22 protein-coding genes are annotated in these 17,812 nt (G+C 58.8%); 9 read left to right on the plus strand and 13 right to left on the minus strand.

Features of this window, described 5'->3' with window-relative positions:
- Nucleotides 1-44 precede the first annotated feature (44 nt).
- From CPter91_RS05755 to CPter91_RS05765, 3 genes are all read left to right on the plus strand, one after another.
- On the plus strand, nucleotides 45-299 hold the full coding sequence (locus tag CPter91_RS05755) for a FitA-like ribbon-helix-helix domain-containing protein (RefSeq protein ID WP_061938141.1): 255 nt from the start codon (nucleotides 45-47) through the stop codon (nucleotides 297-299).
- Nucleotides 296-712, plus strand: a complete 417-nt coding sequence (locus CPter91_RS05760; RefSeq protein ID WP_061938144.1) for a type II toxin-antitoxin system VapC family toxin — start codon at nucleotides 296-298, stop codon at nucleotides 710-712. Before CPter91_RS05755 ends, CPter91_RS05760 begins: the two co-directional genes overlap by 4 nt.
- Nucleotides 713-777: 65 nt before the next feature.
- Entirely contained in the window at nucleotides 778-1,149 is a 372-nt protein-coding gene (locus tag CPter91_RS05765; RefSeq protein WP_061938147.1) for a cupin domain-containing protein, read from the plus strand.
- A gap of 16 nt (nucleotides 1,150-1,165) precedes the next feature.
- Here CPter91_RS05765 and CPter91_RS05770 read toward each other — a convergent pair whose 3' ends face one another.
- The 5 genes from CPter91_RS05770 to CPter91_RS05790 all read right to left on the minus strand — a co-directional run bounded on the left by CPter91_RS05770 (nucleotide 1,166) and on the right by CPter91_RS05790 (nucleotide 4,692).
- Nucleotides 1,166-1,465, minus strand: coding sequence for an Ada metal-binding domain-containing protein (locus CPter91_RS05770; protein WP_236905941.1), 300 nt, complete (start codon nucleotides 1,463-1,465; stop codon nucleotides 1,166-1,168).
- Nucleotides 1,462-2,541 carry a bifunctional DNA-binding transcriptional regulator/O6-methylguanine-DNA methyltransferase Ada gene (gene ada, locus CPter91_RS05775; protein ID WP_061938150.1) on the minus strand — a complete coding sequence of 360 codons (1,080 nt, stop codon included), beginning with the start codon at nucleotides 2,539-2,541 and terminating at the stop codon, nucleotides 1,462-1,464. The genes CPter91_RS05770 and ada overlap by 4 nt, the downstream gene beginning before the upstream one ends.
- 79 nt (nucleotides 2,542-2,620) lie before the next feature.
- Nucleotides 2,621-3,289, minus strand: coding sequence for a DNA-3-methyladenine glycosylase family protein (locus CPter91_RS05780; protein ID WP_061938153.1), 669 nt, complete (start codon nucleotides 3,287-3,289; stop codon nucleotides 2,621-2,623).
- Nucleotides 3,289-3,942: a DNA oxidative demethylase AlkB gene (gene alkB, locus CPter91_RS05785; RefSeq protein ID WP_061938155.1), complete on the minus strand. Its 654-nt coding sequence runs from the start codon at nucleotides 3,940-3,942 to the stop codon at nucleotides 3,289-3,291. The genes CPter91_RS05780 and alkB overlap by 1 nt, the downstream gene beginning before the upstream one ends.
- 9 nt (nucleotides 3,943-3,951) lie before the next feature.
- Entirely contained in the window at nucleotides 3,952-4,692 is a 741-nt protein-coding gene (locus CPter91_RS05790) for a 2OG-Fe(II) oxygenase (protein ID WP_061938156.1), read from the minus strand.
- A 236-nt stretch (nucleotides 4,693-4,928) separates the two neighbouring features.
- On the opposite strand from CPter91_RS05790, the gene CPter91_RS05795 reads away from it, so the two are divergent.
- The 4 genes from CPter91_RS05795 to aroG all read left to right on the plus strand — a co-directional run bounded on the left by CPter91_RS05795 (nucleotide 4,929) and on the right by aroG (nucleotide 8,524).
- Nucleotides 4,929-6,134 (plus strand): MFS transporter, encoded by a 1,206-nt coding sequence (locus CPter91_RS05795; RefSeq protein ID WP_061938157.1) that lies wholly within the window; start codon nucleotides 4,929-4,931, stop codon nucleotides 6,132-6,134.
- A gap of 52 nt (nucleotides 6,135-6,186) precedes the next feature.
- Nucleotides 6,187-6,609, plus strand: a complete 423-nt coding sequence (locus CPter91_RS05800) for a type II toxin-antitoxin system RelE/ParE family toxin (protein ID WP_236905942.1) — start codon at nucleotides 6,187-6,189, stop codon at nucleotides 6,607-6,609.
- A 2-nt stretch (nucleotides 6,610-6,611) separates the two neighbouring features.
- The gene (gene nadS / locus CPter91_RS05805) at nucleotides 6,612-6,902 is read left to right on the plus strand and encodes a NadS family protein (RefSeq protein ID WP_061938158.1); all 291 of its coding nucleotides are present in this window, start codon (nucleotides 6,612-6,614) and stop codon (nucleotides 6,900-6,902) included.
- A gap of 554 nt (nucleotides 6,903-7,456) precedes the next feature.
- Nucleotides 7,457-8,524, plus strand: a complete 1,068-nt coding sequence (gene aroG, locus CPter91_RS05810) for a 3-deoxy-7-phosphoheptulonate synthase AroG (protein ID WP_061945887.1) — start codon at nucleotides 7,457-7,459, stop codon at nucleotides 8,522-8,524.
- Nucleotides 8,525-8,590: 66 nt separating this feature from the next.
- Here aroG and CPter91_RS05815 read toward each other — a convergent pair whose 3' ends face one another.
- Complete coding sequence (locus tag CPter91_RS05815; RefSeq protein ID WP_061938159.1) at nucleotides 8,591-9,232, minus strand: retropepsin-like aspartic protease family protein; 642 nt, start codon at nucleotides 9,230-9,232, stop codon at nucleotides 8,591-8,593.
- A gap of 113 nt (nucleotides 9,233-9,345) precedes the next feature.
- Nucleotides 9,346-9,831 (minus strand): YajQ family cyclic di-GMP-binding protein, encoded by a 486-nt coding sequence (locus CPter91_RS05820; RefSeq protein WP_061938160.1) that lies wholly within the window; start codon nucleotides 9,829-9,831, stop codon nucleotides 9,346-9,348.
- 192 nt (nucleotides 9,832-10,023) lie between these two features.
- On the opposite strand from CPter91_RS05820, the gene murB reads away from it, so the two are divergent.
- Nucleotides 10,024-11,055 carry a UDP-N-acetylmuramate dehydrogenase gene (gene murB, locus CPter91_RS05830; protein WP_061938162.1) on the plus strand — a complete coding sequence of 344 codons (1,032 nt, stop codon included), beginning with the start codon at nucleotides 10,024-10,026 and terminating at the stop codon, nucleotides 11,053-11,055.
- A 164-nt stretch (nucleotides 11,056-11,219) separates the two neighbouring features.
- Here murB and ppnP read toward each other — a convergent pair whose 3' ends face one another.
- The 6 genes from ppnP to CPter91_RS05860 form a co-directional block, all read right to left on the minus strand.
- Nucleotides 11,220-11,534: a pyrimidine/purine nucleoside phosphorylase gene (ppnP, locus tag CPter91_RS05835; RefSeq protein ID WP_061938165.1), complete on the minus strand. Its 315-nt coding sequence runs from the start codon at nucleotides 11,532-11,534 to the stop codon at nucleotides 11,220-11,222.
- A gap of 86 nt (nucleotides 11,535-11,620) precedes the next feature.
- A complete protein-coding gene (gene argG / locus CPter91_RS05840) occupies nucleotides 11,621-12,955 on the minus strand; it encodes an argininosuccinate synthase (RefSeq protein WP_061938167.1) in 1,335 nt (444 codons plus the stop codon).
- Nucleotides 12,956-12,980: 25 nt separating this feature from the next.
- Entirely contained in the window at nucleotides 12,981-13,376 is a 396-nt protein-coding gene (locus CPter91_RS05845) for a VOC family protein (protein ID WP_061938171.1), read from the minus strand.
- A gap of 2 nt (nucleotides 13,377-13,378) precedes the next feature.
- Nucleotides 13,379-14,296 carry an ornithine carbamoyltransferase gene (gene argF, locus CPter91_RS05850; RefSeq protein ID WP_061938174.1) on the minus strand — a complete coding sequence of 306 codons (918 nt, stop codon included), beginning with the start codon at nucleotides 14,294-14,296 and terminating at the stop codon, nucleotides 13,379-13,381.
- Between the two features lie 441 nt (nucleotides 14,297-14,737).
- Nucleotides 14,738-15,703, minus strand: coding sequence for a ribosome small subunit-dependent GTPase A (gene rsgA, locus CPter91_RS05855; protein WP_061938177.1), 966 nt, complete (start codon nucleotides 15,701-15,703; stop codon nucleotides 14,738-14,740).
- On the minus strand, nucleotides 15,696-16,967 hold the full coding sequence (locus CPter91_RS05860) for a M48 family metallopeptidase (RefSeq protein WP_061938180.1): 1,272 nt from the start codon (nucleotides 16,965-16,967) through the stop codon (nucleotides 15,696-15,698). The genes rsgA and CPter91_RS05860 overlap by 8 nt, the downstream gene beginning before the upstream one ends.
- Before the next feature lie 206 nt (nucleotides 16,968-17,173).
- Between CPter91_RS05860 and orn the strand changes: the two genes are divergently transcribed.
- Nucleotides 17,174-17,779, plus strand: coding sequence for an oligoribonuclease (orn, locus tag CPter91_RS05865; protein ID WP_061938183.1), 606 nt, complete (start codon nucleotides 17,174-17,176; stop codon nucleotides 17,777-17,779).
- The last annotated feature ends 33 nt before the right edge of the window (nucleotides 17,780-17,812 follow it).

Consider the following 17,812-nt stretch of genomic DNA (forward strand, 5'->3'; position numbering starts at 1 on the left):
ATTATATTATGAATGCATCGAATGCATTTTTGTGAGGTGACTCTATGGCAATGTTGACAGTACGCAATTTGCCCGACGAGGTGCATCGCGCACTGCGGGTACGGGCCGCTCAACATGGCCGCAGCACCGAGGCCGAAGTCCGCGAGATTCTGGCGATCGCAGTCAAACCAGAGACCCGAGTTCTGATTGGTGAAGCCCTGGCGGCATTGGGCCAGAAGATCGGTCTCACGAATGAGGATGTCGAGGTTCTCGAACAATTGACAGAGAAGACTCCGGCCCAGCCGTTGAGGTTTGAATGATTGTTCTCGATACCAATGTTGTTTCCGAGGCGATGAAACCGGAGCCGCATTCCGCCGTGCGGGCATGGCTGAACGATCAAGCCGCTGAAACGCTGTATCTGTCCAGCGTGACGCTGGCAGAGCTGCTGTTTGGCATCGGCGCGCTCCCTGCGGGCAAGCGCAAAGACATGTTGGCACAGGCCCTTGACGAACTGGGGCGACTATTCAGGGATCGCGTGCTGCCATTCGACAGCGATGCAGCACAGCACTATGCTGACCTGGCCGTGAAGGCCAGGGCCGCCGGGCGAGGATTCCCGATGCCTGACGGTTACATAGCTGCGATTGCAGTTTCGCGGGGATTCATCGTGGCATCACGCGACACGGCGCCTTTTGACGCCGCTGGCGTCAGCGTCATCAATCCTTGGCAGGCGTAGCAATTGCTGGTGCTGCTCAAGATGAGAGACTAAGAGCAAATCTGTTTTCAACCTGGAGCGTCAACATGACGGACATCACATCACCCAAGCAAATCGCCGCCGCGCTGACCGAACACTGGTCGCCGCGCGTGGTGGCGGAAGTCGACGATTCCTATATCAAGGTGGCCAAGGTCAAGGGTTCTCTGGCCTGGCACAGCCACGAGAATGAAGACGAATTGTTCCTGATTCTCAAGGGGCATTTGCGGATCGAAATGGAGCAGGGCTCGGTCGAACTTTCCGAGGGCGAGATGTTTGTCGTGCCGAAAGGCGTGCGGCATAATCCGGTGGCTGAAGAAGAGTGCCACCTGATGCTGATCGAGCGCAAGTCGACGCTGCATACAGGCGATGTGGTGAGCGAGAAAACCCGTTCGCTGGCCGAGCAATTGCGTCCTGTATAAGCGGAGCGGCGGCGTTTTATTTCCTGCTATCGATTAGATTTTTGTTCTTCTTCCAAACCGCATATTCCTGCGGCAAACAAACTGCGCAAGGCCGGTAGCCTGCCGCTTCGGCGTCGGCCTGATGCAAGAAAAATACCCGCTGCGCGATGTAGCCGCCTCTGGCTATCGCCTGTAGCGCCGCACGGCAGTCAAGACGTCCGTAGATGCGGCTGCGGCGATGGCCGCCCAGGCTGCCCGCCTGCGTGCTGTCATAGCGTTTGCCATCCGCACCAGTCAATTGCCATGTCTTGCCGACATGGCCGATTTCGGCTTTCAATCGCGGCTTTCCCGTTCCAGCAGGGCGCGCTTGCGTTCCACTCCCCAGCGATAGCCCGAGGCGCTGCCATCGCTACGGATCACACGATGGCAGGGAATCGCCACCGCCAGGCTGTTGGCGGCACAGGCTTGCGCCACCGCGCGCACTGCCTTGGGCGAGCCGATGCGGGCGGCAATTTCAGCATAGCTGGCGGTGCTGCCGGCAGGAATATCGCGCAGTGCCTGCCATACGCGCTGCTGGAAGGCAGTGCCGCGCACATCCAGCGGCAGATCGAGGCCGAGGGCGGGCGCTTCGATGAAGCCGACTACCTGTGCCACCAGTTGTTCGAAATCGCGATCGGCGCCGATCAGGTGGGCGTGCGGGAATTTATCCTGCAAGTCGTGCGCCAGCGCGTTCGGGTCGTCGCCGAGAAAGATGGCGCAGACGCCGCGCTCGCTTTGCGCCACCAGGATCGCACCGAGCGAGCATTGGCCGATGGCGAAGCGGATCTCGGTATTGGCGCCGCCGGCGCGATAGTCGGTGGGCGTCATGCCCAGCACTTTTCCCGAGGCTTCGTAGAAGCGGCTATTCGAATTGAAACCGGCGTCGTAGATGGCTTCGGTGACGGAATGGCTGTGGCTCAGATGATCGCGCACTTTCCTAGCCCGGTTGGCGTCGGCATAGCCTTTCGGCGTCAGGCCGGTGACCGCTTTGAATACGCGGTGGAAGTGATACAGGCTGAGGCCGGCATCGGCCGCCAGCGTTTCCAGGCTGGGCAGTTCCAGCGCCGTCTCTATGCTACGGCAGGCGGCAGCGACCAGTTCGGCGTGCTGGGTGGCGACGGTGGTCTGGTCGGCGCCGCGCTTGCTAGGCCGGTAGCCGGCCGCTTCGGCCGCTGCCGGAGTATCGAAAAATTCGACGTTTTCCGGCCGCGGCAAGCGGGTCGGGCTGCTGGGCCGGCAATATACGCCGGTGGTTTTAACGGCATAGACAAACAGTTTGTCGGCAGACGGATCCCTGGCCAGCACGGCGCGCCAGCGTGGGTCGCGTTCCGCGCTTTGTGCAGCGGTGTGTTGATGTGGTGTCAGCGTTCGCATATCGGCTTCCGGTTGGATTGGTGTAGCTCTACTTTAGCCATGCATTAGGCTGGCTACACTCCGAGTCTTGCTTTCAAATTCAAATAATCTGTTCAGCGGCAGGAGTTTTCGGCAGGCGCCACAGATACCAGGATGCCACGGTGCGATAAGGGCTCCAGGCCTGGCCGATGTCGATGATCTGTTTTCTGGTCGGCGTCTGTTCCAGGTTTTTCAGGCGGCGATAACCTTCGCGCACGCCGAAATCGTCGGCCGGCAAGATGTCCGAACGTTCCAGCGTGTAGATCAGCAGCATCTCTACGGTCCAGCGGCCGACGCCGCGCAAGGGCAGCAACCTGTCGATCAGTGCTTCGTCGCTCATTTTCAGCGCTTCCTTGCGTACCGGAACCACACCGTCCAGCGCTGCTTGCGCGATGCCGTGGATGGTCGCGATTTTGTTGGCGGAAAATCCGCAGCCGCGCAATGTGGCGACGTCGGTAGCCAGCAGTTGTTGCGCCGTCGGGAAGTTGTTTTCGCCCTGGTCGCCATACAAGGCTAGCATGCGCCCGAGGATGGCGTCGCCGGCGCGCACGTGCAGTTGCTGATAAGCGATCGCGCGCACCAAGGCTTGATAGGGTTCGCGCGCCGGCTTGGCGGCGTGGCGGCAGGGACCGATGGTGGCGATGTGGCGCGCCCAGTCCTGGTCCAGCCCCGACAGGAAAGCTTCTGCGCGGCGATAAGCGGTTTCCGAAATATCGGCGGCGATCTTCATCAGGCTACCTTGCGAAATGTGAGGTTGATGCGCTGCCGGCCCAGCAAGGGATGCTCGGCTTCCTTCAGCGGCAGTATGCCGTGAAAGCGTAAACGGTCAGGGCCGCCCCACACCACGACATCGCCATGGAACAGCGGCACGCGGGCAGCCTTGTCGCTGCGCTCATTGCCGCCGAACAGGAACATCGCCGGAACGCCGAGCGACACCGAGACAATCGGCGCGTCATAGTCTAGTTCATCCTTGTCCTGGTGCAGGGTCAGTCTGGTTCCCGGCGCATAGCGGTTGATCAGGCAAGCCTCGGGCATGAAGTTATCGTAGCCGGCCTGCGCGGCGGCGCTTTGCGCCAATTGCAGGAAGCTGGGCGGCATTGGTGGCCAGTGCCGGCCGTTATCCGGATCGATGGCGCTGTAGCGATAGCCGCGGCGGTCGCTGGTCCAGCCGAGGGCGCCGCAACAGGTCATGGCGACCGACATGCGGAAGCCGCCCGGCGTCACCAGATGGCGGAATGGCGAGGCGTGCTCGATCAGCGCCAGCGCCGGCAGCAATTGCGGCACGCAGGGCAGGGCGAAGGCGCGCAGGACGAACGCGCCCGAGGCCAGCTGTTCCTGGCGCTGTTCGGTCGGTTCCAGCGCATCAAATAAATCGAGAGTCATACTGTTTCTTCATTGAGCGTCGTGAAAAATCACGCCTAAGGTGTGGCGTGTGCCGGAACGGATGCGGCTGACGCCATGCCGTAAATTTACCCTATATGCGCCGCGCTGGCCTTGCAGCGGGCGATTGTGGACCGCGAAGATCACGGCATCGCCTCTGGTCAGCGGCACCACTTCCGCACGCGACTGCATGCGCGGCCGCTGTTCGGTCATCACGAACTCGCCGCCGCTGAAATCCTGCCCCGGCTGCGACAGCAGGATCGCCACCTGCAGGGGGAACACATGTTCGCCATACAAATCCTGATGCAGGCAGTTGTAGTCGCCGGCGCCATATTGCAGCATCAGCGGCGTCGGCCGCAACTGGCCCGCGACATGGCAGCGAGCGATGAAATCGGCATGCTGCTGCGGGAACCTGGTATCGATATGCATGCTGGCGTGCCAGCGGTTGGCAAGCGGCGCCAGCCTTGGATATAGCAGTTGGCGTAAGTCGCCGATCAGGTCGGGCAGCGGATAGCTGAAATACTGATATTCGCCGCGGCCGAAGCCGTGCCGTTCCATCACGACGCGGCTGCGGAACAGATCCTTGCGGGCGTACAGCGCAATCAGCGCCTGGCATTCTGCCGGCGTCAGCAGCTGCGTAAGCAGTGCATTGCCGTAACTGTCCAGGTCGTGCGCGATGCCATGCCAGTCTGCGCCGCTGATCCGTTCTGCGATGGTTTCCTGGCTGCCGAGCGTTGCGCGCACTGTGTCCATCGTTTTCTCCGTATCGGTTTGACTGCTGCCAGTGTAGGTAGTTGGCGCTGACGTTGCACCCCGACTCTTGCGGTCAAATTCGGTGAAATGCCTGGTTTCTGTGAATTGCTGCTGAGTAGGCACTAAATTCGCCGTATATTTGATTCCTAATCAAATATGAATTGACGGCACAGCGGTTTTTCTTTGTCTTTGCTGAGTGCAAACTCCATGACGTTAAATTACAACAGGAAACCGTCATGCCACTCGCACTCTGGGCGCTCACACTCAGCGCTTTTGCCATAGGAACCACCGAATTCGTGATTGTCGGACTGATTCCCACCATCGCCGCCAGCCTTGGCGTCTCTGTTCCATCCGCCGGCCTGCTGGTCAGCCTCTATGCGCTAGGCGTCGCGATTGGCGCGCCGGTGCTTACCGCGCTCACCGGCCGTGTGCCGCGCAAACATCTGCTGCTAGGCTTGATGGCGCTGTTCACTATCGGCAACCTGGTGGCGTGGATGGCGCCGGGTTACGAGGCCCTGATGGCGGCGCGCGTGCTGACCGGCCTGGCGCACGGCGTATTCTTTTCCATCGGCTCAACCATTGCGACCAGCCTGGTGCCCAAGGAGAAGGCCGCCAGCGCGATCGCCATCATGTTCACCGGGCTGACCGTGGCGCTGGTCACCGGCGTGCCTCTGGGCACCTGGATCGGCCAGACCTGGGGCTGGCAGTCGACTTTCCTCGCCGTGTCGCTGTTGGGCGTGATTGCCTTTATCGGCAGCTGGATGCTGGTGCCGAATGATATTGCGGGCAGCAAGCCGGCGTCGCTGCTGACTCAGGCTGCCGTCCTGAAGAAACCGCGTCTGTTGCTGGTGTATGCGATCACGGCGCTGGGTTACGGCGGCTCTTTTATCGCTTTTACCTATCTCGCACCGATCTTGCAGGAAATATCAGGATTTTCCGCTTCCACCGTCAGCCTGGTGATGCTGGTATACGGCGTTTCGGTGGCCTTTGGCAATATCTGGGGCGGCAAGTTGGCCGACAGAAAGGGGCCGATACGCGCCTTGCAAATTGTCTTTGCCATGCTGGCGGTGGTCCTTTTTGTGCTGACATTCACGGCTTCCAATCCATGGCTGGCGGTGCTGACAGTGCTGGCATGGGGCGCTTTTGCCTTCGGCAATGTGCCTGGCCTGCAAGTGTATGTCGTACAACAAGCCGAACGGCATGCGCCGCAGGCGGTGGATGTGGCGTCCGGCCTGAACATTGCGGCATTCAACGTTGGTATCGCGCTGGGCGCCTGGGGCGGCGGCTTGATCGTCAGCCATCTCGGCCTGATGGCGACGCCCTGGATCGGTGCCATTGTGGTGCTGGGCGCGTTGGGACTGACTTCGCTGGCGGGGCGGCTGGATCGGCGCGACGGGATTGCGCCTATCGTCGGGGTGGGGCATGCGGTAGCCATGCATTAATGACGTAAGTTTTGGCTTGCTTTGCTGGAACGAGGATACCGGTCGTGCTTGGATGATTTACAGTTGGGCGTCAGTTCGCACCATCGTCGTTTTTACAGAGCGACTCTACCCATCTGGTAAATCACTTCATTTGCACTATACGCCATTGGCGTATATTATTGTAATGGAATTCATTGAAACGCCTACTTTTACCTGCATGATCACAGCCTTGCTCGCTGATGACGAGTATCTAGGATTGCAAACTGTGCTGGTGCAGGACCCGTCTTGCGGGGATGTCATTAAAAATGGCGGTGGTATCCGTAAAATGCGCTATGCAGCGCAAGGACGTGGCAAGAGCGGAGGAATCAGGGTGATCTATTATTGGATCAAGGACGAGCATCAGATTTATACGCTGGTGGCCTATCCAAAGGCTAGGAAGGACACGCTATCCGATAGGGAGGTCGCTATCTTGCGGGAGTTTGTGAAGGAGTTGTAAATATGGAAAATGCACTTTTTGAAGATCTCCTGCAGAGCCTGAAAGAGGCAAAGGCGATATCCAAGGGCAAGCTTGAACCATCGCGCCGATTCGAGATGTTGTCTACGGACGTGAAAGCCGTCCGTGAGCAAATTGGTTTGTCTCAGAGTGAGTTTGCCAAGCTGATGCGAGTGAGCATCAAGACTTTGCAGAACTGGGAGCAGCATCGTCGGAGCCCGACTGGCCCGGCCGCAGCGTTGCTCAAAATTGTGGCGGCGGCGCCGGAGGTTGCGCTTCGGTCCTTGCATGGCTGAGATTCGGTAGCGTATTTTCACCGGCTGTAGGTAGGACAAATATCGCAATGATATTTTAGCGCAGCTAAGATAGTCTCCCCAATATTCAGTAATATTGCCAAATAGATATTTTTTTCTTTGGTGATCTAACTTCATAATTCATCGTATTAGCGAAATTCTACCGTCGCGAACGCTTGTACTCTGTGGTCCGCTAAACGAGGTCAGAATGAAGTTTCGGCGATGAGGCCTGCCGAAAGTTCACTGACTCCGGTTGGCTCACGCCTTAGTCCGCTTAGCTCGGTTGGCGATGATTTCGGCTGATCGCTGGCTGTGGTAATCCTGGCCTTGCCAAATTTCTAGAATTACTGCACTATTGGTCTTGATTTTTAATAATCCTTTACTGAACACCATGACTTTCGCACGCGCTTACTTCTTTTTTTACTTTAGCTATTCCAGCCCCACGGCGGTGAAAAGCGGTAAGCGTTCGTAAGTAAAGAGCAAACCGAAATTTCTAAAAAACCGCCAGCGATGGCGGTTTTTTTATACCCAGTCACTTTATGAGCCAGGAGAAAAACATGCTACGCACCGACGATCTGCGCATACGAGAAATGAAAGAACTAGTTCCACCCTCGCATTTGATCCGCGAATTCGGCTGCTCCGAGAAAGTGGCGGAAACTGCCGCCAATTCCCGGATTGCCTTGCATCGCATCTTGCACGGCCAGGATGACCGCCTGATGGTGGTGATCGGGCCCTGCTCGATCCACGATACCAAAGCGGCAATGGAATACGCCGGCCGCCTGATCGGCGAGCGCGAACGTTTCAAGGGCGAGCTGGAAATCGTCATGCGCGTGTACTTCGAAAAGCCGCGCACCACGGTCGGCTGGAAGGGCTTGATCAACGATCCCTACATGGACAACAGCTTCCGCATCAACGACGGCCTGCGCATGGCGCGCGAGCTGCTGCTGAACATCAACGAACTGGGTCTGCCGGCCGGCACCGAATTCCTGGACGTGATCAGCCCGCAATACATTGCCGACCTGATCAGCTGGGGTGCGATCGGCGCCCGCACCACCGAATCGCAGGTGCATCGCGAACTGGCGTCCGGCCTGTCATGCCCGGTCGGGTTCAAGAACGGCACCGACGGCAACATCAAGATCGCCGTGGATGCGATCAAGGCTGCTTCCCAGCCGCATCATTTCCTGTCGGTGACCAAGGGCGGCCACTCTGCGATCGTATCGACCAACGGCAATGAAGACTGCCATATCATCCTGCGCGGCGGCAAGGCGCCGAACTACGATGCGGCCAGCGTGGATGCGGCGTGCAAGGATATCGCCAGCAGCGGCCTGGCTTCGCGCCTGATGATCGATGCTTCGCACGCCAACAGCTCGAAGAAGCCGGAAAACCAGATTCCGGTATGCGCCGATATCGGCCGCCAGATTGCTGCCGGCGACGGCCGCATTGTCGGCGTCATGGTCGAATCGCATTTGATTGCGGGCCGCCAGGATCTGGTGCCGGGCAAGGAACTGGTATATGGCCAGTCGGTGACCGACGGCTGCATCAATTGGGATGAAAGCGTGGCAGTGCTGGAAGACCTCGCGGCCTCAGTGCGGCAGCGTCGCCTGCTGAACGCTAGCCCGGCCTAAGCAATAGTAGTTTGGGAGGATCGGGTCAGGCTGCGCCAACCCGATCCGATCTGGCGCAAAGCAGTATCAGAAGCGCTTGGTTAGCACCATCATCTCGCCTTCGCGCCGCATCTCGGTGCGGTTCAGGAAAGACATGCCGAGCAGGGCGAACGGCAAGCCGCTTTCCTGCACCAGGGCATCGACCTGGTTCATTTCAATATCGCCGATCTTGACCGTATTCAGCTTGACCATATAGGCTGGCGCCGGGCCGTTGGCGGTATTGACCGTGATCATCCGGCCCTGTTTGTAATTGACCCCCATCCTGGCCGCATCCGATGCCGGCAGCGCAATCATGGTGGCGCCGGTATCGACCAGCATGGTCATCATGGCGCCGTTGATCTGGGCGTCGGCGACGAAATGGCCTTGCGGATTGACCTTCAGGGTGACGCTGGAAGTCGCGCCCGGCATACTGCGGCTGACGTATTCGCCGATGCCGATCACTTGCCGCTTGCCTTTGACTTCCAGTGTGGCGCTGCTGCCGTTGGCCTCCACCAGCTTAACGTCGTCGGTGACCTTGCTGCCGACCGAATAAGTCTTCGGCGAGGAGCCATCGATCACCAGGACGGCTTTACCCGGAAACAGGCCGACCACGCCAATATCGGAAGCTTGCGCCGCAGGGGCGAGGGAGGCAGATAACAACAGGCTGGTGATCAAAACAAACGGGCGCATGGAAGTCCGGCTTTCCTGACAAGGGGTTGAGGTAGCGCCGCGGGCCGTGCAACATGTTGAACGGCTGGCAACAGCAGGTGATGGTAACCCTGTCTGTTGCCAAATGCTATTATTTAATCACGGAAATTGTTGAATTCCAGCGGCAGGTCCGCCACTTCCTTGCGCAGCATCGCCATCGCTGCCTGCAGGTCGTCGCGCTTGGCGCCGGTGATGCGCACGGCGTCGCCCTGGATGCTGGCCTGCACCTTCATCTTGCTGTCCTTGACGATGCGCACGATCTTCTTGGCGGCTTCGGATTCGATGCCGTTCTTGATCTTGATCACTTGCTTGACCTTGTCGCCGCCGATTTTCTCGATCTTGCCGATGTCCAGGAAGCGGGTATCGACGCTGCGCTTGACCAGCTTGGCGGTCAGCACGTCGCGCACTTGGCTGAGCTGGAATTCCGAATCTGCGTAGGCGGTCAGGTCACGCTCTTTCAGCTCGATGCGGGCGTCGCTGCCCTTGAAGTCGAAACGGGTCGAGATCTCCTTGTTGGCTTGATCGTTGGCATTTTTTACTTCGACCAGATTGGCTTCCGATACGGTATCGAATGATGGCATGGTGTTATTCCTTCAGTATGTTCAAATAAAACTGGTCGGCGGCGGGGCGCACGGCCATCAGGCTATGCGCATTCTATCGGACAAAAAAGCCGCGGTGTGGGCTGGCGGGCCTATTTTCTTGTCGGACCGGCCATTTTCCGGGACATGCTGCTTGCCGTGGCGCGGCCCGCTTGCGTTTATAATCCCGATGCTATGACTATCTCCCAGCTTTCACTCCAGTTCGATTTCTCTCTACGTCAGCATAATACTTTTGGTATTGATGCCAAGGCGCACGCTTATTTACCAGTGACGTCCGTAGAAACCTTGCATGCGCTCAGGTCGGATGCCGCGGCGTTCGCCTTGCCGCGGCTGGTGTTGGGCGGCGGCAGCAACCTGGTGCTGACGCAGGATTTTCCGGGGCTGGTGCTGCACATGTGTAGCCGCGGCCGGGAAATCGTCGGCGAGGATGCCGATGCCGTTTACGTCAAGGTTGCAGCCGGTGAGAACTGGCATGCGCTGGTGCTGTGGACCCTGGAGCAGGGCCTCGGCGGGCTGGAAAATCTGTCGCTGATTCCCGGCAGCGTCGGCGCCGCACCTATCCAGAACATCGGCGCCTACGGTATCGAACTGCAGGAGCGTTTTCACGAATTGACGGCGATCGACATGGAGAGCGGCGAACTCCTGACGCTGGACCGCAAGGCCTGCGCTTTTGCCTATCGCGACAGCATTTTCAAGCAGCACCTGCGCGACCGTGCGGTGGTGCTGGACGTCACGCTGGCCTTGCCCAAGCGCTGGCAGCCCGATCTGCGCTATGCCGACGTGGTGCAGGAGCTGCATGCGCGCAAACTGGCGCAGCCGACCGCGCGCGATGTCAGTGACGCCGTGATTGCGATCCGCACCCGCAAATTGCCGGATCCGGCGCTGATCGGCAATGCCGGCAGCTTTTTCAAGAATCCGATCGTGACGGAACAGCAACGCAATGCCTTGCTTGAACGACATCCGCAACTGGTGAACCATGCGCAGCCGGACGGCGCCTATAAACTGGCGGCGGGCTGGCTGATCGACCAGTGTGGTTGGAAAGGGAAGAGCCTGGGAGCCGCCGGCGTCTATGAAAAGCAGGCGCTGGTGCTGGTCAACCGCGGCGGCGCTACCGGCCAGGAGGTGGTGCGCCTGGCGCAGGCGGTGCAAGCCGATGTGCTGGCCAGGTTTGGCGTGGCGCTGGAGCCGGAACCGATTTTCATTTAAGGAGACGTCGCATATTGGAGACAACTTGATTGCCGCGTTTTGTCACTATCAAGTCACATTGCGCGCTTAAGCTTTGAGCTGTCTCATATCCAACGCTCCCTAAAGTAATGGATTTCTCAGCCCGCCATGCATCGCATCGCGGGCTCTTTTTTTAGCCGCAGCGTTTACCCGTAGTGGCAGACGTAGTTCAGCGTTTCCACAGTTTCGATATCGAAGCTGGAATTTGCTGCGACTTCAAAGCGCTCGCCGCTGCGGTAGCTGATCCACTGTTGCTGGCCTTGCAGGCGCACCTTGCAGACGCCGCTGGTGACTTCCATCACTTCAGCGACGCCGGTGCTGAAAGTCAGTGAGGATGGCAGGATCACGCCCAGGGTTTTCTTGCTGCCGTCGGCGAAGATCACGGTATGGGAAACGCATTTGCCGTCGAAGTAGACATTGCCTTGCTTCAAGACGGATACGTGGTCGAATTGTGTGCTCATGATGATTCCTTGCTGGATTTTTGACAAAAAAGAACCGGCGTGAAGCCGGTTCTGCATACGTGAAGGCTATTGCCGCTGGTTTGCGCTTACTCCGCGTCTTTGTCGAGCAGCGGCAGCGACACGGCATTGCTGGATGCCAGCAGCCCGGTGCTTTGATAGATCGCCAGCTTCTGGCGAGTATCGCTGATATCGAGGTTGCGCATGGTCAGCTGGCCGATACGGTCTTGCGGCGTGAAGGCGCCGGCGCCCTTTTCCATGGTCAGGCGATCCGGATGGTAGGTCAGGTTGGCCGACTCGGTGTTGAGGATGGAATAATCGTTGCCGCGGCGCAGTTCAATCGTGACTTCGCCGGTGATGGCGCGCGCTACCCAGCGCTGTGCCGACTCGCGCAGCATGATTGCCTGCGAATCGAACCAGCGGCCTTGGTACAGCAGGCGGCCCAGGCGGCGGCCGCTTTCGCGGTATTGCTCGATGGTGTCTTCGTTATGGATGCCTGTGACCAGGCGCTCGTAGGCGATGAACAGCAAGGCCAGGCCCGGCGCTTCATAGATGCCGCGGCTCTTGGCTTCGATGATGCGGTTTTCGATCTGGTCGCTCATGCCGAGGCCGTGGCGGCCGCCGATGCGGTTGGCTTCCATCATCAGCTCGACCGGGTCGGTATACACGATGCCGTTGAGAGCAACCGGACGGCCTTCCTCAAAGCGCACGGTGACTTCTTCACGCTTGACTTCGACTTCGTCGCGCCAGAAGGGCACGCCCATGATCGGTTCGACGATCTTCATGCCGGAATTCAGGAACTCCAGGTCTTTCGCTTCATGGGTGGCGCCGAGCATGTTGGAATCGGTCGAATAGGCTTTTTCCACCGACATCTTGTAGTCGAAGCCCGAGGCGATCATGAATTCCGACATTTCCTTGCGGCCGCCCAGTTCCTGGATGAACTTGTCGTCCAGCCATGGCTTGTAGATGCGCAGATTCGGATTGACCAGCAGGCCGTAGCGGTAGAAACGCTCGATATCGTTGCCCTTGAAGGTGCTGCCGTCGCCCCAGATATCGACCTTGTCTTCACGCATCGCAGCCACCAGCATGGTGCCGGTGACGGCGCGACCGAGCGGGGTGGTGTTGAAGTAGGTGACGCCGGCAGTGGAGATGTGAAAGGCGCCGCTCTGCAATGCGGCGATGCCTTCGGCCACCAGCTGTTCGCGGCAATCGACCAGGCGCGCCAGTTCAGCGCCGTAGGCCTTGGCTTTTTTCGGGATTTCCTCGTAGTCCGGCTCGTCTGGCTGGCCCAGGTTGGCGGTATAGGCGTAAGGAATGGCGCCTTTCTGGCGCATCCAGTGCAGCGCGGCGCTGGTATCGAGGCCGCCTGAGAAGGCGATGCCGACTTTTTCGTTAACCGGAACGGATTGCAGGATATTGGACATGATATTTCTAAGTAGGTTGAAATGATTACTGAGGATCGTGGCAAACGGCTTCGATGTTGTGGCCGTCGGGGTCTTTCACGAACGCACCATAATAGTTTTGGTGATAGTGCGGCCGTGGACCGGGTGCGCCGTTGTCGGCGCCGCCCGCTTTGAGTCCTGCTTGATAAAAGGCGTCGACCAGGGCGCGGCTGGCGACCCTGAACGCGAAATGAATCGTTTGCTGATGGGCCGGCTTTTCCGCGGTCGCCTGATAGATCCAGAAATCGGGCTTGGGCGCTTCGCCGAAACCGGCGACGTCGGTGCCGGCCACTGCCGCCGGAAACTCGAGCAGCAACTCATAGCCGATCGCACCCAGGACGGCGCTGTAAAACCCCTTGCTCTTGCGGTAGTCGCTAACGGTAACGCCGGTATGGTCGATCATGCTTACTCCGCAACTTTGCCCAGCACCAGGTATTCGAGCAGCGCCTTTTGCACGTGCAGGCGGTTCTCTGCTTCGTCCCAGACTACCGATTGCGGGCCGTCGATGACTTCGGCGGACACTTCTTCGCCGCGGTGCGCCGGCAGGCAATGCATGAACAGGGCGTCCGGATTGGCCCGCTGCATCTTGGGCTGGTCGACGATCCAGCCGTCGAAGGCTTTCAGGCGCGCTGTGTTTTCATCCTCGTAACCCATGCTGGTCCAGACATCGGTGGTGACCAGGTCGACGCCCTCGCAGGCGTCGGACGGATTGGCGAAGAAGGTGTAGCGCTGGTTGTCGGCGGCCACCTGGCTGGGGTCGATGTCGTAGCCCTTCGGGGTCGATACATTGACGTGGAAACCGAATACCTGCGCCGCTTGCAGCCAGGAATACAGCATGTTGTTGGCGTCGCCGATCCAGGCCACTTTCTTGCCGGCGATGGAGCCGCGGTGCTCGATGTAGGTGAAGACGTCGGCCAGTACTTGGCAGGGATGCTGCTCGTTGGTCAGGCCGTTGATCACCGGCACCCTGGAATGCGAGGCAAAGCGTTCGATGATGTCCTGGCCGAAGGTGCGGATCATGATGACGTCGCACATGCGCGACATGACCTGCGCCGCGTCTTCCACCGGCTCGCCGCGTCCCAGCTGGCTGTCGCGCGTGTTGAGGTAGATGGCGGCGCCGCCCAGCTGGTGCATGCCGGCCTCGAACGAGAGGCGGGTGCGGGTCGAGTTTTTCTCGAACACCATCACCAGCGTGCGGTCGAGCAGCGTGTAGTGCGGTTCGTAATTCTTGAATTTGCGTTTGATGAGACGGCTACGCTCAATCACGTACTCGTATTCGTCCAGCGAAAAATCAGAAAACTGCAGGTAGTGTTTGATTGCCATAAATGAAAACGGCGGCCGCTGTGGCGACTGCCGCCGAAAGTTGGAATTCCATTTTTAAATCAACCGCTGGTTTTGCAGGCCGTCGAAGATGTTGTGCGCGGGCTTGGAGGAAGGCCCCGCGATTGGCTTAGAAATGAAATAAGTGCTTCAATTATAAGGGATTTCAATAGAAAAGATACCCGTCAAAAGATTGCTTATCTGGCATTACTAAGATAGTACGGGAATTGCCTGCAAACGCTCCAGCGCGAGGTTTGCTTAAGGGGGGCTCGAATCAGCCTGTTCTGTTATTGGCGACCCCGTCTAAGCGACCCCAGTTAGGTGCCCCGGCCTCGTCGGTCACGTCTACGCGACCCGGTCATTCCCGCGAACGCGGGAATCTATTTTAAATCAGTAACTTGGATCCCCGCGTTCGCAGGGATGACGAGGTTTTTAGAGGTCGCGTTAATACAGCTTTTGCGACGATTCGTGCAGCAACTGCACGTAAAGCTGGTGCCGCATGGGTGCGATCTTGTTTTCCTTGACGGCCTCCAGCACGGCGCAGCTCGGTTCGATCAGGTGATGGCAGTTGTAGAACTTGCACTTTCCGAGATAGGGCGTGAATTCGACGAAGGCGCGTTCCAGCATGCCTTCGCTCAACTGGTACAGGCCGAATTCCTGGAATCCCGGGGAATCAATGATGTTGGCCGGGTTGCCGTCCAGCGCGGTGTCTTGCGCATCCATCTCATACAGGCGGGTGAAAGTGGTGGTGTGCTTGCCGGTATCCAGGGCGGCGGAAATTTCGCGCACGGCGATATCGGCGTCCGGCACGATCAGGTTGATCAGCGACGATTTGCCCATGCCGGACTGGCCGATCAGGATGGTCGACTGGCCTTTCAGCAAAGGCCACAGGGTGGCGCAGGTTTCTTCAGGAACGGCGCGCGCCGACACTTCATGCACCGGGTAGCCGAGGCTGGCATACATCTGCAGCCGCTGCCGGGTCTTGTCCAGCGCTTCGACGATATCGGTCTTGTTGAGCACGATATGGGCCTTGACGCCGGCCGCTTCCGCCGCCACCAGCGCACGCGAGATCAGGTCGTCGGCGAAGCCGGGTTCGGTCGCCACCACGATGAACAGCTGGGTGACGTTGGCCGCCAGCAGCTTGGATTTGTACTGGTCGGAGCGGTACAGCAGGCTGTTGCGCTCGTCGATGGCTTCGATCACGCCCTGGTTGGGCGAAGTGGTCTTCAGCTGGACCCGGTCGCCGACCGCCACATCGCTTTTCTTGCCGCGTGTGACGCATTGCAGTTTCAGCGATTCGCCGCCGATCCTGGCTTGCACCAGGTAATGGCGGCCGTGAGCGGCGATCACCAGGCCGCTGCCAGCCTGGTTGCTGTGCTGCTTTTCGTGTTGCTTGGCGTGATCAACCATGGGCGGCCAGCAGTCGGTTGATGCGCACGGCGGCTGGCGGATGCGAGTCGTAGAATGCCGAATGCAGCGGATCCGGGGTCAGGGTCGAGGCGTTGTCTTCATACAGCTTGACCAGCGCCGTCACCAGATCGTTACCGTTAGTGTGCTTGACGGCAAACGCATCGGCTTCGAATTCGTGCTTGCGCGAGCTGATCGAGGACAGCGGCGACAGAAGGAAAGTAAAGATCGGCAAGGCCAGCATGAACAGAATCAGCGCCATCGCATCGTTGTTGCTGAGGTCCGCCAGCAGCAGCGGATTGACGCCGAGGCCGGTATAGAACCACAACTGCTGTTTCAGATAGCCCAGCAGCGCCAGGAATGCCAGCGAGATGGCGAACATGACGGCAATCCGCTTGACGATGTGCTTGAGCTTGAAATGGCCCAGCTCATGCGCCAGCACCGCTTCGATTTCATGTGGCGCCAGGCGCGCCAGCAAGGTGTCGAAGAAAACGATACGCTTGCTGGCGCCAAAGCCGGAAAAGTAGGCATTGCCGTGGGCGCTGCGCTTGGAGCCGTCCATCACGAACAAGCCCTTGGAAGCAAAGCCGACGCGTTTCATCAGGCCTTCGATGCGGTCGCGCAGGGTGTCGTCGGTCAGCGGCGTGAATTTGTTGAATAGCGGCGCAATCACGGTCGGGAACAGCACCAGCGTCAACAATTGGAAAGCACTGAATACCAGCCAGGCGTAAAACCACCAGAGATCGCCCGATTTCGCCATCAACTGCAATATAACCCACACCAGCGGCAGGCCGATTGCGGCACCAATCGCCGTGCTAGTCAGCATATCGGTAAAAAAGAGGCGGACAGACATCTTGTTAAAGCCGAAACGTGCTTCCAGCACAAACTGCTTGTAGTAATCAAGAGGCAGGTCGATCAAGCCCGAAATGGCGACGAATGCCACTAGCAAGCTCATTTGATAGATGATGCCTGGGCCGGCCCAGCTGAATATGATGTTGGAAAGCAACTGCAAGCCACCCAGCAAGGTAAAGCCGATCAGCACCGCGGCGCTCAGCAGCATCGAAAACATGCCGAATTTGGTCTTGGCGACGGTATAGTCGGCGGCGCGCTGATGTGCCGCCAGCGGGATCTTTTCGGCGAATTCGGCCGGCACCGCGCTACGATGCGACAGCACATGGCGAATCTGGCGCGAGCTCAGCCAGAAGCGCACGATGAGGGTGATTGCCAGGAAAACTACAAACAAAACTGAAAATGCAAATGAAGACATGTAGTCCCTATGTGAGAAAATACCGTGCAATGGGCGTCTCTGATAACCTACTGCGCGGCCCAATCTCTGGTCTGGGCTGTACTGAAGTACAGCTGCGCTTCTCTACCAGACCTTGGGCCGCTCGCTACGGTTCTCAGAGGCGCTTTACGGTCAGTTTCAATTGAAATGCCGCAATACTGCTTATATAAATAACCAAGAGAACAATTATGTCACAAGCCGCCGATATCTCCGCTAACCCTGTTGCCGCGCCAGTCCCGGCAGCGCCGCTGCGGCCGAACGAATTCAACCTGATCTGGGTCGACATGGAAATGACCGGGCTCAACCCGGACAGCGACCGCATCATTGAAGTCGCGGTGGTGGTGACCGATCCGCAACTGAACATCCTGGCGGAAGGCCCGGTATTTGCGATCCACCAGGCCGACGAGATCATGGATGGCATGGATGCCTGGAACAAGGGCACGCACGGCCGTTCTGGCCTGATCGAGCGGGTCAAGACCTCGACCGTGACGGAAAACGAGGCGGAATTGGCGCTGATCGAATTCCTGAAGAAATATGTGCCGAACGGCAAGTCGCCGATGTGCGGCAACACGATCTGCCAGGATCGGCGCTTCATGGCGCGCGGCATGCCGAAGCTGGAAGCGTTTTTCCACTACCGTAACCTGGACGTATCGACCTTGAAAGAACTGTGCCGCCGCTGGAAGCCGGAACTGGCAAGCGGCTTCAAGAAGCATCAGAAGCACACCGCGCTGGCCGATATCCTGGAATCGATTGAAGAACTGCGCTACTACCGCGAGCATTTCATCAAGGAATAAAAAACCGGCCGGGTGGCTCTGAGCGGCCCGGCC

The organism is Collimonas pratensis (assembly GCF_001584185.1).
Classification (GTDB): Bacteria; Pseudomonadota; Gammaproteobacteria; order Burkholderiales; family Burkholderiaceae_D; genus Collimonas; species Collimonas pratensis.

What these genes read in the sequence shown, in the direction of transcription:
- CPter91_RS05755 (WP_061938141.1), top strand. Translation starts at nt 45, where the DNA reads ATGGCAATGTTGACAGTACGCAATTTGCCCGACGAGGTGCATCGCGCA.
- CPter91_RS05760 (WP_061938144.1), top strand. Translation starts at nt 296, where the DNA reads ATGATTGTTCTCGATACCAATGTTGTTTCCGAGGCGATGAAACCGGAG.
- CPter91_RS05765 (WP_061938147.1), top strand. Translation starts at nt 778, where the DNA reads ATGACGGACATCACATCACCCAAGCAAATCGCCGCCGCGCTGACCGAA.
- ada (WP_061938150.1), bottom strand. Translation starts at nt 2,541, where the DNA reads ATGCGAACGCTGACACCACATCAACACACCGCTGCACAAAGCGCGGAA.
- CPter91_RS05780 (WP_061938153.1), bottom strand. Translation starts at nt 3,289, where the DNA reads ATGAAGATCGCCGCCGATATTTCGGAAACCGCTTATCGCCGCGCAGAA.
- alkB (WP_061938155.1), bottom strand. Translation starts at nt 3,942, where the DNA reads ATGACTCTCGATTTATTTGATGCGCTGGAACCGACCGAACAGCGCCAG.
- CPter91_RS05790 (WP_061938156.1), bottom strand. Translation starts at nt 4,692, where the DNA reads ATGGACACAGTGCGCGCAACGCTCGGCAGCCAGGAAACCATCGCAGAA.
- CPter91_RS05795 (WP_061938157.1), top strand. Translation starts at nt 4,929, where the DNA reads ATGCCACTCGCACTCTGGGCGCTCACACTCAGCGCTTTTGCCATAGGA.
- CPter91_RS05800 (WP_236905942.1), top strand. Translation starts at nt 6,187, where the DNA reads ATGATTTACAGTTGGGCGTCAGTTCGCACCATCGTCGTTTTTACAGAG.
- nadS (WP_061938158.1), top strand. Translation starts at nt 6,612, where the DNA reads ATGGAAAATGCACTTTTTGAAGATCTCCTGCAGAGCCTGAAAGAGGCA.
- aroG (WP_061945887.1), top strand. Translation starts at nt 7,457, where the DNA reads ATGCTACGCACCGACGATCTGCGCATACGAGAAATGAAAGAACTAGTT.
- CPter91_RS05815 (WP_061938159.1), bottom strand. Translation starts at nt 9,232, where the DNA reads ATGCGCCCGTTTGTTTTGATCACCAGCCTGTTGTTATCTGCCTCCCTC.
- CPter91_RS05820 (WP_061938160.1), bottom strand. Translation starts at nt 9,831, where the DNA reads ATGCCATCATTCGATACCGTATCGGAAGCCAATCTGGTCGAAGTAAAA.
- murB (WP_061938162.1), top strand. Translation starts at nt 10,024, where the DNA reads ATGACTATCTCCCAGCTTTCACTCCAGTTCGATTTCTCTCTACGTCAG.
- ppnP (WP_061938165.1), bottom strand. Translation starts at nt 11,534, where the DNA reads ATGAGCACACAATTCGACCACGTATCCGTCTTGAAGCAAGGCAATGTC.
- argG (WP_061938167.1), bottom strand. Translation starts at nt 12,955, where the DNA reads ATGTCCAATATCCTGCAATCCGTTCCGGTTAACGAAAAAGTCGGCATC.
- CPter91_RS05845 (WP_061938171.1), bottom strand. Translation starts at nt 13,376, where the DNA reads ATGATCGACCATACCGGCGTTACCGTTAGCGACTACCGCAAGAGCAAG.
- argF (WP_061938174.1), bottom strand. Translation starts at nt 14,296, where the DNA reads ATGGCAATCAAACACTACCTGCAGTTTTCTGATTTTTCGCTGGACGAA.
- rsgA (WP_061938177.1), bottom strand. Translation starts at nt 15,703, where the DNA reads ATGGTTGATCACGCCAAGCAACACGAAAAGCAGCACAGCAACCAGGCT.
- CPter91_RS05860 (WP_061938180.1), bottom strand. Translation starts at nt 16,967, where the DNA reads ATGTCTTCATTTGCATTTTCAGTTTTGTTTGTAGTTTTCCTGGCAATC.
- orn (WP_061938183.1), top strand. Translation starts at nt 17,174, where the DNA reads ATGTCACAAGCCGCCGATATCTCCGCTAACCCTGTTGCCGCGCCAGTC.